We start from the raw sequence: 14040 nt of genomic DNA on the forward strand, positions 1-14040 counted from the left end.
ATAACAATAAGAATATGCCGATTGTAACACCAACAACATTGTTGATGAAAAAAAGAGACAAAAGGCCGAGAATAAAAGCATACGGCGAATAGAATATAGAGAATCGGCATAAAAAAGGCCGTCTGAAAATGTTTAAGGATTTTCAGACGGCCTCAGACATTAAGCATTACCATATTCGTGTTGATATACATACGTAGTTCCAGTTTAATAGTTTTAACTTTAAGGTAGCTGATATAAACGGGATTAAGAGGAAAAATCAGTAGGATTTATTGAAAACAATAAGACATTTATTAAAATTTATAAAGTAAATTATACACAGGTTATCAACAGGCTTCCTGAAAATTTTTTCCTAATTCCTAGGAAAAAAAATATTTCTGTTTTATAATTTGAAAAAATCAAGGAGTTTTTATCATGAAAAGTCAAGATATTCTGCTACTATTGAAAATATTTAGTCTCTCCTACTACGAAAAAATTGACCTTACAAACAAAAAAATGGTGAAATCGGAATTTCTTACTGAACAGCAGAAGAAGCAGTATTATTTAAATATTATTTATAAAAATAAGGAATCAAAATATAACAACTATTACTTGAATAAGTATTATGGTGAAATTGAAAATTTATATTCAAAAATAGATTTCAATAGTCTTTTCGATGAGAATAAATATTCACTTTTATCATTGGAAAAAAGTACAGGTATTAGCAAATCTCAAATTAGTCTTTCATTAAAAAGATGTATTGATTTAAAATTGCTACTGATTCGAGATAGAATACCCTATGTAAATACACAAGATCTCCTGAATGTTGTAATCCCTGCATTAAGATTTTTTTTCCCTATAAAAAAAATAGGTAATGTTAGAGGAATACCTATTTCATATTCATCACCTTTTTTGTATGAGAACATTATATCAGGCAAAAAACTTCCGATGGTGTGGGGAGATGCTAATGGTACAGTAGTAGGGGATGCTATTGAACCACTATATAAGACAGTCCCATATGCTGCGGTAAAAGACCCCCTGCTATATGAATTATTAGTGCTGGTAGATTCAATTAGGCTCAATGCACCTAGGGAAAAACAAGTAGCATTTGAGCAATTAAAAGATATTTTTATGGGAAAATGATGAATACGGCAAGTGAATTACATTTTGATATGCTGAAAAAAGTAGTATCGAAGTTAACACCTTCATTAAGAGAAAAAATTGTTTTTGTAGGAGGCTGTACAACTTGTTTATTTGTAGATGATGTAAGTCAAGAAGAAATTCGCAGTACAGAAGACGTAGACTTGATTATTTCTGTATTAACACATGGTGAATACAGACACTTCCAAGAAGAATTAAAAAGTTGCGGATTTAAAGAGCTTGGCTTAGAAGATGAGGAAGGACCAATATGCAGAATGAAATTAGAGAATATCTTAATAGATCTAATGCCAACAAACGCTATTTTAGGTTTTGAAAATAAATGGTATCCGATAGCTTTTGAAACGGCTGAAAATTATCCATTAGATGAATTTATAATTAAATTGATTCACCCAATTTATTTTTTAGCAACTAAATTTGAAGCATACAACAATCGAGGTAATAGAGACATTCTTGGAAGTAAAGATCTTGAGGATATCTTGATTGTGTTAGATGGGCGAAACCAAATTTACGAAGAACTTTTTAATTTTAAATCTATAGATAATAATGTTATAGAATTTATTCAAGAGCAACTTAAGATATTAAATAACGAAAATTTCTTTTTATATAAATTATATGACTATCCAAATGTTGAAGATAAGATTTGCAGAATATTGGAATTATAATGAAAGTAATTTGGAGAAGTTATCAAGGGAAAGATAGAAAATGTAATAGCGATTATGGCGTTTTTTGTAATTATTCTAATTGCTATGTATTTATAATTGGGGATGCAAAGGAGGAAATTGAATCTCAAAATTTTATTAAATATATTTTAGAGGTTATTGCGAAAGAATTATATTCAGAAAATCGAAATATTTTAAGCATATTGCAACATGCAAAGGAATCATATGTCAGAGAGGTAGGCATGCCAAACAAATTGCCAAATCAAATAGCATCTCTACACATATTGATTGTTAATAAGGAAAATTTCCAAACACAAAGTTTTAATCTTGGTGATTGTAGATTTGGCCATAAAATAAATAACGAATGGAAATGGTTAACGGAACCACATGTTATATCTGGATTGGAACACTATGTTACCCAATCATTTCGTACAAAGAAGTCAATTGGAGAAATTTGTAAACAAGAATTTATTTTAGACCAAAAGGAAAGTTATTGTTTGGGAAGCGATGGATATTGGAAAGAAAATATGAATCAGTCTGATGATCATAGTCAATTATTAATATTAGAACTAGATGTTGAAACACTAGAGACTAGTGATACAACAATAAATTTTAGTATATTTTGAATTATATCTTGAATGAAATGCCGTCTGAAATTTTCAGGCGGCATTTCATTCATATAAGCATCAATGCGCTTCTTCCCAATTCATACCCACGCCCACTTCTGCTACCAGCGGCACGTTCAACATCCCTTCGTCCACTTTCGCCATAATCTGCGGCAGTTTTTCTTTGACTAAATCCAGTTCGGCTTCGGGTACTTCCAATACCAATTCGTCATGCACCTGCATAATCAGTTTGCTTTGCAGGCAGTCCCATGGGGAGGCTTCGCACTCTGAATTCAACCAATGGAACACGTCTATCATGGCGCGTTTGATGAGGTCGGAGGCGGTGCCTTGCATGGGGGCGTTGATGGCGGCGCGTTCGGCTCCGGCGCGGGCGTTGGCGTTTTTGTTGCGGATGTCGGGCAGGTAGAGGCGGCGGCCGAACAGGGTTTCGACGAAGCCTTGCGCGGCGGCTTGTTCTTTGGTGCGTTGCATGTATTCGGCGACGCCGGGATAGCGGGCGAAGTAGCGGTCGATAAAGTTTTTGGCGGAGATGTTGTCGATACCCAATGATTTGGCAAGGCCGTATTGACCCATGCCGTAAATCAGGCCGAAGTTGATGGTTTTGGCGTAGCGACGTTGTTCGGGCGAGACGTTTTCGGGGGCGATGCCGAATACTTCGGCGGCGGTGCGGCGGTGTACGTCTTCGCCGTTTTGGAACGCGGCGATGAGGGTTTTGTCTCCGGAGAGGTGCGCCATGATGCGCAGCTCGATTTGGGAATAGTCGGCGGAAACGATGGCGCTGCCTTGCGGTGCGGTAAAGGCGCGGCGCACGCGGCGGCCTTCGGCGGTACGGATGGGGATGTTTTGCAGGTTGGGGTTGTTGCTGGCGAGACGGCCGGTAATGGCGACGGCTTGGGCGTAGGTGGTATGTACGCGGCCGTCTTTGGGCGAAATCATTTCGGGCAGTTTGTCGGTGTAGGTGGATTTGAGTTTCGCCAGGCTGCGGTTTTGCAGGATGATTTTGGGCAGGGGGTAGTCGGGCGCAAGCTGTTCGAGCACGGCTTCGTTGGTGGAAATGCCGCCTTTGGCGGTTTTTTTCAGACCTTTGGTGGGGATGCCCATTTTGTCGAACAGGATTTCTTGCAGCTGTTTGGGCGAATTGAGGTTGAACGGCTGGCCTGCGGCGGCGTAGGCTTCTTGTTCGAGCTTCATCAGCTCGGCGCCGAGTTCCGCGCTTTGGCGGGCGAGTTCGGCGCGGTCGATTTGCACGCCGTTGCGTTCCATTTCAAACAATACCTGCGCGACGGGCAGCTCCATTTTTTCATACATTTCAAGCTGTTTGTCGTCCATTTGCGCGCGCAGGTGTGCTTCGAGGCGCAGGGCGAAATCGGCGTCTTGGGCGGCGTATTCGGTCGCCTGCCCGATGGCGACATCGGCAAAACTGATTTGCTTCGCGCCTTTGCCGCACAGCGATTCGTAGGTAATAGTTTCCAAACCCAGCCAGCGTTCGGACAATTCGTCCAAGCCGTGTTCGAGATGGCTTTCGATGATGTAGGAAGCGAGCATGGAATCGCCGGCAATGCCGTTCAGGGCGATGTCGTAATTGGCGAAAACATGTTGGTCGTATTTGAGGTTTTGCCCGATTTTTTTCAGGGCGGGATTTTCCAAATGCGGTTTCAGACGGCCTAATACGTCTTGTAAATCAAGCTGTTCGGGTGCAGCAGTCAGGCTGTGTCCTACGGGGATGTAAACCGCTTCGCCTGCTTGGAACGCGATACTGATGCCGACCAGCGAGGCATTCATCGCGTCTAGGGACGTGGTTTCCGTGTCGATGCCGATTTGGTCTGCCTGCACCAGTTTATCTAACAAAGCGGTAAATTGCGCTTCGGTGGTGATGGCTTGATAATCCAGCTTTTCGGGGGTGGGAGCAAGTTCGGGCTGTTTTTCAGGCTGTGTTTCCATCGCCAATGCGGCTTGTTCGCCGATATGCTCGCTGCCGAACAAATCTGTGTTTTGCGCTTCGTGCATACGGCTTTCCGCCTCTTTCAGCCAAGTGCGGAAGCCCCAGCGTTTGAAATCGACAACCAGCTGCGCCCATTTAGGCGTATTACGGCGCAGGCTTTCAAGGCCGTCTGAAAGCTCGGTGTGCAAGTCCACATCGGTTTTAATCGTTACCAAATCATACGACAGCGGCAGTTGTTCCAAAGCGGCTTGCAGGTTTTCGCCCACCTTGCCTTTGACTTCGCCAGCGTGTTCCATCACGCCGGCCAGCGAGCCATAGGCTTCCAGCCACTTCACCGCGGTTTTCGGGCCGCACTTCTCCACGCCTGGCACGTTATCCACCTTGTCGCCCATCAGCGCGAGATAATCGCGGATTTGGTCGGGGCGCACACCGAATTTTTCCTTCACGCCTTCAATATCCAGCGTTTCGCCGCTCATCGTGTTCACCAGTGTCACGCGCTCATTTACTAACTGCGCCATGTCCTTATCGCCGGTAGATACCACCACGTTCCACCCTGCTTCGCTAGCCATCTTAGCCAAAGTGCCGATAACGTCGTCCGCTTCCACCTGCGGAATCACCAATACCGGCCAGCCCATCAGGCGCACCAAATCCGGCAAGGCTTCTGCCTGCGGGCGCAAATCGTCCGGCATCGGCGGACGCGTCGCCTTATAGTCGGGGAACATCTCGTGGCGAAAATTTTTGCCCTTCGCATCAAACACCACCGCGCAATAGTCGTGCACATAATCCGCCCGCAACCGGCGCAGCATGTTCAACACGCCATACATCGCCCCAGTCGGCGCACCGTCGGGCGCAGACAAATTCTGCCCCATGGCATGATAGGCGCGGTAAAGATAAGAAGAGCCGTCAACGAGAAGGAGTGTGGGTTTGTTGGACATGGAGAACCTGCTGTGTGTATGAAAATAATGTACGGATTATAAAGGAAAAGGCCGTCTGAAAACCGAAAATCAAGTTTCAGACGGCCTTAAATATACGGTTTTAAGCATTGCGCCCCAGAATCCTATATTGGATATTTTTATCCAAATGAATACAAACCAAAACAAACGAATATGAAAGCAACGAACTGTATCTCAATCAGTATGCGCATTGCTCAAGAAGATGCTGATTTTATTGCTGAACTAAAAATGGAAGGTGCGAATACGCCATCTGAAAAAATCTGTGAATTGCTCAAGCCGACGTGCTTGGCGCATCCCGGATAAAGTTTAAAAATTTCCTCAAACATCGTCCTTTTCTCATTGTGTATGTTTTTTGGGCTTGGATGTTTATGAAAATCTGATTGCATTTCTTCGTTATATAAAATAAGCCAAGTTTTCAGACGACCTTCTTTGTCGGAAAGGTCGTCTGAAAAGAAAAACGCCGCGTGGAGCTTATCCTTGCGGCGTGTGGCGGAACAAATCAATAGTCGATATGTTCGCTGATAATCTTCAGGTCAGGCCATGAAAAGATGATGTCGTATTCGTGTCCGTTTTTGAAGCCTTCAGCTTTCAGTACGGGACGTCCGATATGATCGTCGGCTTCAATTTCATGCACGATATAGCCGCGTTGTTCGAGTATCCGCATTACTTGTGCACGTTTTTGCTCGAAAGACGGATCGCTGTAAATTTTGTATTCGATGTAATCATCATCGTAATACTTGCCGTCGCGGTAACGGTAGTCGTCATAACGGTCATCATGACGATCATAACGCTGCTCGTAACGGTCAGTGCGATCAGTACGATAGTTGTCATCATAGTTGTAAGAATTAGGGGCGGCACAAGCGGTCAGTGCGATACTGCCTAAGAGTAATGCTGATAAAAGTTTTTTCATATCGTATCCTTTCGGGACGTAGGGGTAAGTCAAATAAAGAATATTCGGAAGCTGATTATAAATCAACGCGTTCTTCGATAATGTTCAAATCGGGATAAGACATCACGATTTTGTATTCCAAGCTGCCTTTGTAGGCCTCAAATTCCAAAACAGGTCTTGCCCAATGTAGGTCCGTGTCAGAATCGTGGACTTCATAGCCTCTGTTATGCAAGATAGACAAAGCGCGGTCGTGGTATTGCGCGAACGCCGGATCTGTCTCCATACGGTATTGGGCGTAGTCTTCGTAAAAATCAAAACCTTCTGTTGCAAGAAAAATGGCGCAAACAGCGGTGACCGGAAATAGTAATTTCTTCAAAAGCGGTTTGGACGGTTTTGTATATTGCGACCCAGAATGTTTCATTCCATTCCCTTTGTGTCTGTTGTCGGTATAGACATTTAAACACGCAGGACTTAGGGAAAAATTAGGAGCGTTTTCAGACGGCCTTTCTTTACGGTACGCACAGATCATCTGAAAATAGGGGGATTTAATGATTTGTGCCATCTACTCGTCTGTCGACATTTCAATATCAAGCCGCTTATCTTCAAGAAAATAAAAAAGCACAACATTTCGTTGTGCTTTTTCTTGATGAACCCACATTACTTGTTTTTTTGCGAACGAAGGTAGTCCAAAGTTTTCAGCTGGGCAATGGCTGCTGCCAATGCTTTGTGCGCTTCGGCCAGAGATTTATCATCTTTGGCTGCAGAAACACCTGCCTCGGCTGCTTTTTTAGCTGCTTCAGCACGCGCCTGATCCATTTCGGTACTGCGGACAGCAACATCTGCCAATACGGTAATCTTATCAGGCTGTACTTCTAAAACGCCACCGGAAACGGCAACCAGCACTTCTTCAGCTTCACCCGGAACAGTCAAACGCAATGCGCCGGGGCGTACCAAACTCATAATCGGCTCGTGTCGTGGATAAATACCAAGCTCACCTTGAACGGTCGGAACCACTACAAAGCTGGCCTCGCCCGAATAGATGTTTTGCTCGCTACTAACCACTTCAACTTGCATGGTGCTCATGCCGGCCTCCTTAGTTTAAGGTTTTCGCTTTCTCAGCCGCTTCTTCGATGCCGCCTACCATATAGAACGCTTGTTCAGGCAGATGGTCGTATTCGCCGTTCAAGATGGCTTTAAAGCCGGCGATGGTGTCACGCAATGAAACGTATTTGCCTGGAGAACCGGTAAATACTTCGGCAACGTGGAACGGTTGAGACAGGAAGCGTTGGATTTTACGGGCACGCATCACAGTCAGTTTGTCTTCGTCAGACAATTCGTCCATACCCAGAATGGCGATAATGTCGCGCAATTCTTTGTATTTTTGCAGAGTAGACTGTACACCGCGCGCTACGTCGTAGTGCTCTTGACCCAATACCATCGGATCCAATTGGCGTGAAGTAGAGTCAAGCGGGTCAACTGCCGGGTAAATACCCAAAGATGCAATATCACGGCTCAATACGACGGTGGCGTCCAAGTGGGCGAAAGTTGTCGCTGGAGACGGGTCAGTCAAGTCATCCGCAGGTACATATACGGCTTGGATGGAAGTAATGGAACCGGTTTGGGTAGAAGTAATACGCTCTTGCAAACGACCCATTTCTTCAGCCAATGTCGGTTGGTAACCCACTGCAGAAGGCATACGGCCCAACAGTGCAGATACTTCGGTACCGGCCAGAGTGTAACGGTAGATGTTGTCAACGAAGAACAATACGTCACGACCTTTACCGTTTTCGTCTTTTTCGTCACGGAAGTATTCAGCCATAGTCAAACCAGTCAAAGCAACGCGCAGACGGTTGCCTGGAGGTTCGTTCATTTGGCCATACACCATGGCTACTTTATCCAATACGTTGGAATCTTTCATCTCGTGGTAGAAGTCGTTACCTTCACGGGTACGTTCACCCACACCTGCGAACACGGACAGACCGCTGTGCGCTTTGGCGATGTTGTTGATCAATTCCATCATGTTCACGGTTTTGCCCACACCGGCACCACCGAACAGACCTACTTTACCGCCCTTAGCAAACGGACACAGCAAATCGATCACTTTAATACCGGTTTCCAGCAATTCGGTAGTTGAAGACAACTCGTCGAATTTCGGAGCAGTTTGGTGAATGGCACGGCTCTTGTCGGTATCGATCGGACCTGCTTCATCAACAGGTGTACCCAATACGTCGACAATACGACCCAATGTACCTTTACCTACCGGCACAGTGATTGGCGCACCAGTATTGCTTACAGACATACCGCGTTTCAGGCCGTCTGAACTACCCATTGCAATAGTACGGACAACGCCGTCACCCAGAAGCTGTTGAACTTCCAGAGTCAGACCGTTCTCGTCCAATTTTAGGGCATCGTAAACATGCGGGATAGCGTCGCGTGGGAATTCCACGTCAACCACCGCACCAATAACTTGTACGATTTTGCCTTGGCTCATTATCGTATCCTAATTTCCTGTTCAGGCTTCAGACGGCATTAAACTGCCGCCGCACCTGCTACAATTTCTGACAATTCTGTGGTAATCGCGGCTTGACGCGATTTGTTGTACACCAAGCGCAATTCTTTGATAGCATTGCCTGCGTTGTCGGTTGCGGCTTTCATCGCTACCATACGCGCGGCTTGTTCAGATGCCATGTTGTCACTCAATGCCTGATAAACCACAGACTCTAAATAGCGGCGAACCAAATATTCCAATACGGCGATAGGACTCGGCTCGTAGAGGTATTCCCAAGTAAATGAAGAATGACCTGTTCCATCGTCAATAACGTTTTCACCGATAGGTAGCAAAACTTCCATACGCGGCTCTTGGCGCATTGTATTGACAAAACGTGAGTAAACCATATGGATACGGTCTAATTCATGTTTCTCATAACGTTGGAAGATTTCGGTCAAAGGGCCAAGCAACGCTTCCATTTTCGGGGTATCGCCCAAATTGGTTGCACTGGCAATAACATTCAAACCGATACTTTGGCATGCAGCCAAACCTTTACTACCCAGGCACACGACTTCGACTTCGATGCCTTGTTCCTGATACTCTTGAACTTGCGCCAAAAACTTTTTCAGTACGTTTGCGTTCAAGCCGCCGCACAAACCTTTATCCGAGGTAATCAAAATGAAACCGGCACGACGCACTTCGCGGTGTGGCTCCAACAATTTGATACCATGATCGGTATTGGTCTGTGCAAGATGGCTCATCACTGTACGCACTTTTTCGGCGTACGGACGCGCTAAGCGCATCCGGTCTTGAGTCTTCCGCATTTTAGAGGTCGACACCATTTGCATCGCTTTAGTGATCTTTTGGGTATTTTGAACACTACGGATTTTGGTGAGAATCTCTTTTCCGACTGCCATTTCAGACTCCTTTCATCTCAATACTTATGCTTGGTAAGCGTAAGAAGATTTGAAAGATTTCATGGCTTCGGTCAATGCTTTTTCGCTTTCGTCAGACATTGCGCCTGATGCATTAATCGCTTCCAGAACCTCAGGATGTTGCGTACGTACGAAACTCAGGAATTCTGCTTCGAAAGCCAAGGCTTTGGATACCGGAACATCTGCGTAAGAACCGTTGTTGATCGCCCACAAAGTCAATGCCATTTCGGCAGTGTTCAATGTGCTGAATTGTTTTTGTTTCATCAATTCAGTAACCACTTCACCGTGTTGCAGCTGTTTTCGTGTTGCTTCGTCCAAATCGGAAGCAAATTGCGAGAACGCCGCCAATTCACGGTACTGTGCCAACGCCAAACGAATACCGCCACCCAGTTTTTTGATGACTTTGGTTTGTGCTGCACCACCTACGCGCGATACGGAAATACCGGCATTGATTGCAGGACGGATACCGGCGTTGAACAAGTCGGTTTCCAAGAAGATTTGGCCGTCTGTAATCGAAATTACGTTGGTTGGTACGAATGCTGATACGTCACCGGCTTGGGTTTCAATAATTGGCAACGCAGTCAGAGAACCGGTTTTGCCTTTTACTTCGCCATTGGTCAGTTTTTCAACTTCGTTTTCGCTGACGCGGGCCGCACGTTCCAACAGACGGGAGTGCAGGTAGAATACGTCGCCGGGATATGCTTCACGGCCAGGAGGACGGCGCAACAGCAGAGAAATTTGGCGGTATGCAACGGCTTGTTTAGACAAGTCATCGTATACGATCAACGCATCTTCACCACGGTCACGGAAGAATTCACCCATGGTACAACCGGAGTAAGGAGCGATATATTGCAGTGCAGCGGCTTCAGAAGCAGTTGCAGCAACCACGATGGTATGCTCCATCGCGCCATGCTCTTCCAATTTGCGTACTACGTTGGCAATAGAAGATGCTTTTTGACCGATAGCCACATAGATACAGATAACGCCTGTACCTTTTTGGTTAACGATGGCATCCAGTGCTACGGCAGTTTTACCGGTTTGACGGTCACCAATAATCAGCTCACGTTGGCCACGACCAACCGGAACCATAGAGTCAATGGCTTTCAGGCCGGTTTGCATTGGTTGGTCAACCGATTTACGCGCAATCACACCTGGTGCAATTTTCTCAATTGGAGCAGTCAATGTTGTATTGATTGGGCCTTTACCATCGATAGGACGACCCAATGCATCAACCACGCGGCCAACCAGTTCGCGACCGATTGGCACTTCCAAAATACGGCCGGTACAGGTAACTGTATCGCCTTCTTTAATGTGTTCGTACTCACCCAACACTACGGCACCGACGGAGTCACGCTCCAAGTTCATGGCCAGACCGAAAGTGTTACCGGGGAATTCGAGCATCTCACCTTGCATCGCGTCTGACAAGCCATGAATGCGCACAATGCCGTCTGTAACAGAAACAACGGTACCACGGGTACGCACTTCTGCATTGACGGACAGATTTTCGATTTTGGCTTTAATCAAATCGCTAATTTCAGCAGGATTAAGCTGCATGAAAACTCTCCTAATTTGTCATAGTCGCATACAAAGCATTCAGTTTGCCTTGTACGGACAAATCCAAGACCTGATCACCCACTTCTACTTTGATGCCGCCGATTAATTCAGGGGCAACTTTAGCTACCACATCCAATTTGCTATTGAAGCGTTTTGTCAGGATATCGGTAACATCGGCCAGCTGCTGAGAACTGAGTTCATACGCGCTGTAAATTACTGCCGATTTCGTATTGTTGTGTATCAAGGTCAAATCTTGATATTGGGCATAAATTTCCGGCAATACCAGCAAACGCTTTTGCTCGGCCAAAACGGTAATGAAATTTGCCAATTCGACATTTTTGATACCGACAAGACCTTTGAGCGTTTCTGCTTTTTCGGAAGCTCCCGTTTCCGGTTGCTCGATGAGAGCAATAACTTTCTCATCTTGAACAACCGCTGCGAGTTCTTTCAGTTCGCCCAACCAAGACTCAATTTGGTTTTTTTCCTGAGCCAGACTAAACAATGCTTTCGCATAAGGTCTGGCAATCGTTGCGAACTCTGCCATAAGATTACAGCTCCTGTTTTAAGGCACTGAGCAAATCTGCATGTTTGGAAGCATCAACTTCTTTACGCAAGATAGACTCCGCACCTTTAACAGCCAGTGTAGCAACCTGTTCACGCAACACTTCGCGCGCACGGTTAACTTCTTGCTCCACGTCAGCTTTTGCTTGGGCTGCAATGCGTGCTGCTTCATGAGAAGCTTGCTCTTTGGCTTCTTCTACAATTTTTGCAGCACGTTTTTCGGCGTTGGCAACCATTTCGGTTACCTGATTACGCCCTTCGGCCATAAGTTCTGCAACTTTTTTCTCTGCCTGCTCAAAATCGCTCTTACCGCGCTCGGCAGCAGCCAAGCCCTCGGCGATTTTTGCGGCACGCTCATCCAATGCTTTGGCAATCGGAGGCCATACGAATTTCATCGTAAACCAAACCAAGCCAAAGAAAACCAGGATTTGCGCAAATAAGGTTGCATTAATATTCACGTTACTTAACCTTCGTATCTGGGTTAATCAAACAGACCATAAGCCTGTATCTGAACGGATCACTCCGTCTTGATTACGCAGCACCAAACGGGTTAACGAAGGCGAACAACAGGGCAATAGCCACACCGATCAAGAAGGCCGCATCAATCAGACCAGCGATCAAGAACAGTTTGGTTTGCAGAGGACCGATCAGCTCAGGTTGACGAGCAGAAGATTCCAAGTATTTAGAACCAACCATTGCGATACCGATAGAGGCACCCAATGCACCCAAGGCAACGATCAAACCACATGCGATAGCAATCAAACCCATTTTTAAACTCCTTAAGATAGTAAAGGTTAAACTACAAAAACAAACTACGAAAAAACTACTTGATTAGTGTGCATCATGCGCTTGTCCGATATATACGAACGCCAACGCCATGAAAATAAATGCCTGCAAGGTGATAACCAAAATGTGGAAAATCGCCCAAGCCAAACCGGCAATCAGGTGGAATACAAATAAAATTGGATCCAAAGTTTCGATACTACCGGTTGACGCCCATGCGCCACCCAACAAAGCGATCAACAGGAACACCAGCTCACCGGCATACATATTACCAAACAACCGCATACCGTGGGATACGGTTTTGGACAAAAACTCTACCAAGTTCAGCAGGAAGTTGGCCGGAGCGAGTATCGGGCCAAAAGGTGCGCTGAACAATTCGTGAATCCAACCGCCAAAGCCTTTGATTTTGATATTGTAATAAATACATACCAACAATACGCCAATTGCCAAAGCCAAAGTTGTATTCAAGTCAGCAGTCGGTACAACGCGCAACAGTGCATGATGATTACCGGTAATGCCTTGCCATGCCATCGGCAGCAAATCAACCGGCAACATATCCATGGCGTTCATCAGGAAAATCCAGACAAACAGGGTCAAACCCAAAGGAGCAACGGCTTTACGCGATTGTTCGTTATGGATAATGCTCTTACACATGTTATCCACGAATTCGAACAGAATTTCAACAGCCGCCTGAAAACGACCGGGCACGCCAGCAGTTGCTTTTTGGGCACCGCGCCACAAAAGAAAGCTGCCGATTACGCCTAACAGAACAGCAAAAAAGATTGCATCAAGGTTAATGAACGAAAAATCAGCGATGTTTTTCAGTCCTTGACCCTGAGTAACATCCGACATACTGGTCAAGCTTTGCAAGTGGTGCTTGATGTAGTCGGCAGCGGTCATAGTTTCACCTGCCATAGTGTTTCACTCTCAACAATACTAAAAAAACCAAATGACTGACGCCAAGAAACGCCAATAAAAATGGGTAAAATACCAGTGATCGATGCCATATCGCAAAAACGACCGACATAGATACCAGCGACAGCACTACTTTTAAAACCTCTCCGCCGATAAACATCGAACTTTGCAGATCGGGATTTCGTCGGGAAAACTTTAAAAGTAAAACTGCAAACAGGGTAGGCAAAATGTACGAAAATCCTCCCGCCAAAGCAGAGAGGAAGCCGGGCAATCCGGAAAATAATGCACAAACAACTGAAATTATTAACAATACAATCACTTGCAATGGGACTATCTGATTCATTGTACTCCACACCCCAAAAACGCAAGGTAAATTAATATAATCAAGAAGTTTGTTAACGTCAAGCAATATGTTAATCTTTGTGAACCTTTCACAGATAAATGATTAACACATATAAAACAAATCTTTGCAGAAACGGAGTTTAACACAAATTACATGTTGCTACACAGATTTTACAGAAGATTTTGATTTGTATTGTAAACATCTGTACGATCAGTCCTTTTCTCAAAAATTCAGGCCGTCTGAAAAACTTTTTTC

At 45.1% G+C, this 14040-nt stretch carries 16 protein-coding genes; 4 read left to right on the forward strand and 12 right to left on the reverse strand.

The features are described 5' to 3' along the window. The first annotated feature begins 411 nt into the window (after window positions 1-411). The 3 genes from ACTHTJ_RS02485 to ACTHTJ_RS02495 are packed head-to-tail and all read left to right on the forward strand — an operon-like array spanning window position 412 to window position 2422. Window positions 412-1119, forward strand: coding sequence for a hypothetical protein (locus ACTHTJ_RS02485; protein WP_070583874.1), 708 nt, complete (start codon window positions 412-414; stop codon window positions 1117-1119). Then, a complete protein-coding gene (locus tag ACTHTJ_RS02490) occupies window positions 1116-1799 on the forward strand; it encodes a nucleotidyl transferase AbiEii/AbiGii toxin family protein (protein ID WP_070583873.1) in 684 nt (227 codons plus the stop codon). Before ACTHTJ_RS02485 ends, ACTHTJ_RS02490 begins: the two co-directional genes overlap by 4 nt. Continuing rightward, on the forward strand, window positions 1799-2422 hold the full coding sequence (locus ACTHTJ_RS02495) for a hypothetical protein (RefSeq protein ID WP_070583872.1): 624 nt from the start codon (window positions 1799-1801) through the stop codon (window positions 2420-2422). Before ACTHTJ_RS02490 ends, ACTHTJ_RS02495 begins: the two co-directional genes overlap by 1 nt. A 60-nt stretch (window positions 2423-2482) precedes the next feature. Here the strand turns inward: ACTHTJ_RS02495 and polA are convergent, their stop codons facing one another. Then, entirely contained in the window at window positions 2483-5299 is a 2817-nt protein-coding gene (gene polA / locus ACTHTJ_RS02500) for a DNA polymerase I (RefSeq protein ID WP_070583871.1), read from the reverse strand. A 171-nt stretch (window positions 5300-5470) separates the two neighbouring features. Here polA and ACTHTJ_RS02505 point away from each other — a divergent pair, with 171 nt between their 5' ends. Then, a complete protein-coding gene (locus ACTHTJ_RS02505) occupies window positions 5471-5620 on the forward strand; it encodes a hypothetical protein (protein ID WP_168162029.1) in 150 nt (49 codons plus the stop codon). Window positions 5621-5816: 196 nt separating this feature from the next. Here ACTHTJ_RS02505 and ACTHTJ_RS02510 read toward each other — a convergent pair whose 3' ends face one another. The 11 genes from ACTHTJ_RS02510 to ACTHTJ_RS02560 all read right to left on the reverse strand — a co-directional run bounded on the left by ACTHTJ_RS02510 (window position 5817) and on the right by ACTHTJ_RS02560 (window position 13785). Further along, a complete protein-coding gene (locus tag ACTHTJ_RS02510; protein ID WP_070583870.1) occupies window positions 5817-6227 on the reverse strand; it encodes a PepSY domain-containing protein in 411 nt (136 codons plus the stop codon). 55 nt (window positions 6228-6282) lie between these two features. Continuing rightward, complete coding sequence (locus ACTHTJ_RS02515) at window positions 6283-6627, reverse strand: hypothetical protein (RefSeq protein ID WP_070583869.1); 345 nt, start codon at window positions 6625-6627, stop codon at window positions 6283-6285. Between the two features lie 236 nt (window positions 6628-6863). Further along, entirely contained in the window at window positions 6864-7289 is a 426-nt protein-coding gene (locus ACTHTJ_RS02520; RefSeq protein WP_049331696.1) for a F0F1 ATP synthase subunit epsilon, read from the reverse strand. 10 nt (window positions 7290-7299) lie between these two features. Further along, on the reverse strand, window positions 7300-8697 hold the full coding sequence (atpD, locus tag ACTHTJ_RS02525) for a F0F1 ATP synthase subunit beta (RefSeq protein WP_003683789.1): 1398 nt from the start codon (window positions 8695-8697) through the stop codon (window positions 7300-7302). A 38-nt stretch (window positions 8698-8735) separates the two neighbouring features. After that, window positions 8736-9611, reverse strand: a complete 876-nt coding sequence (gene atpG / locus ACTHTJ_RS02530; protein ID WP_070583868.1) for a F0F1 ATP synthase subunit gamma — start codon at window positions 9609-9611, stop codon at window positions 8736-8738. A 24-nt stretch (window positions 9612-9635) separates the two neighbouring features. Next, entirely contained in the window at window positions 9636-11183 is a 1548-nt protein-coding gene (gene atpA, locus ACTHTJ_RS02535) for a F0F1 ATP synthase subunit alpha (protein WP_003676111.1), read from the reverse strand. 10 nt (window positions 11184-11193) lie between these two features. Further along, window positions 11194-11727, reverse strand: a complete 534-nt coding sequence (locus ACTHTJ_RS02540) for a F0F1 ATP synthase subunit delta (RefSeq protein WP_049328782.1) — start codon at window positions 11725-11727, stop codon at window positions 11194-11196. Between the two features lie 4 nt (window positions 11728-11731). After that, window positions 11732-12202, reverse strand: a complete 471-nt coding sequence (locus ACTHTJ_RS02545) for a F0F1 ATP synthase subunit B (RefSeq protein ID WP_003683705.1) — start codon at window positions 12200-12202, stop codon at window positions 11732-11734. A 73-nt stretch (window positions 12203-12275) separates the two neighbouring features. Further along, window positions 12276-12512 carry a F0F1 ATP synthase subunit C gene (gene atpE, locus ACTHTJ_RS02550; protein ID WP_003676106.1) on the reverse strand — a complete coding sequence of 79 codons (237 nt, stop codon included), beginning with the start codon at window positions 12510-12512 and terminating at the stop codon, window positions 12276-12278. A 63-nt stretch (window positions 12513-12575) separates the two neighbouring features. Continuing rightward, window positions 12576-13442: a F0F1 ATP synthase subunit A gene (atpB, locus tag ACTHTJ_RS02555; RefSeq protein WP_070583867.1), complete on the reverse strand. Its 867-nt coding sequence runs from the start codon at window positions 13440-13442 to the stop codon at window positions 12576-12578. Further along, window positions 13432-13785 carry an ATP synthase subunit I gene (locus ACTHTJ_RS02560; RefSeq protein ID WP_083297179.1) on the reverse strand — a complete coding sequence of 118 codons (354 nt, stop codon included), beginning with the start codon at window positions 13783-13785 and terminating at the stop codon, window positions 13432-13434. The genes atpB and ACTHTJ_RS02560 overlap by 11 nt, the downstream gene beginning before the upstream one ends. Window positions 13786-14040 lie beyond the last annotated feature (255 nt).

This window comes from Neisseria sp. P0018.S001, assembly GCF_051957355.1.
In the GTDB taxonomy this organism is placed as follows: Bacteria; Pseudomonadota; Gammaproteobacteria; order Burkholderiales; family Neisseriaceae; genus Neisseria; species Neisseria subflava_A.

Coding starts and splice junctions, on each gene's coding strand:
- atpB (WP_070583867.1), bottom strand. CDS start 13,442: ATGGCAGGTGAAACTATGACCGCTGCCGACTACATCAAGCACCACTTG.
- polA (WP_070583871.1), bottom strand. CDS start 5,299: ATGTCCAACAAACCCACACTCCTTCTCGTTGACGGCTCTTCTTATCTT.
- ACTHTJ_RS02540 (WP_049328782.1), bottom strand. CDS start 11,727: ATGGCAGAGTTCGCAACGATTGCCAGACCTTATGCGAAAGCATTGTTT.
- ACTHTJ_RS02485 (WP_070583874.1), top strand. CDS start 412: ATGAAAAGTCAAGATATTCTGCTACTATTGAAAATATTTAGTCTCTCC.
- atpE (WP_003676106.1), bottom strand. CDS start 12,512: ATGGGTTTGATTGCTATCGCATGTGGTTTGATCGTTGCCTTGGGTGCA.
- ACTHTJ_RS02505 (WP_168162029.1), top strand. CDS start 5,471: ATGAAAGCAACGAACTGTATCTCAATCAGTATGCGCATTGCTCAAGAA.
- ACTHTJ_RS02520 (WP_049331696.1), bottom strand. CDS start 7,289: ATGAGCACCATGCAAGTTGAAGTGGTTAGTAGCGAGCAAAACATCTAT.
- ACTHTJ_RS02495 (WP_070583872.1), top strand. CDS start 1,799: ATGAAAGTAATTTGGAGAAGTTATCAAGGGAAAGATAGAAAATGTAAT.
- ACTHTJ_RS02490 (WP_070583873.1), top strand. CDS start 1,116: ATGATGAATACGGCAAGTGAATTACATTTTGATATGCTGAAAAAAGTA.
- atpD (WP_003683789.1), bottom strand. CDS start 8,697: ATGAGCCAAGGCAAAATCGTACAAGTTATTGGTGCGGTGGTTGACGTG.
- ACTHTJ_RS02510 (WP_070583870.1), bottom strand. CDS start 6,227: ATGAAAAAACTTTTATCAGCATTACTCTTAGGCAGTATCGCACTGACC.
- ACTHTJ_RS02515 (WP_070583869.1), bottom strand. CDS start 6,627: ATGAAACATTCTGGGTCGCAATATACAAAACCGTCCAAACCGCTTTTG.
- atpA (WP_003676111.1), bottom strand. CDS start 11,183: ATGCAGCTTAATCCTGCTGAAATTAGCGATTTGATTAAAGCCAAAATC.
- atpG (WP_070583868.1), bottom strand. CDS start 9,611: ATGGCAGTCGGAAAAGAGATTCTCACCAAAATCCGTAGTGTTCAAAAT.
- ACTHTJ_RS02560 (WP_083297179.1), bottom strand. CDS start 13,785: ATGAATCAGATAGTCCCATTGCAAGTGATTGTATTGTTAATAATTTCA.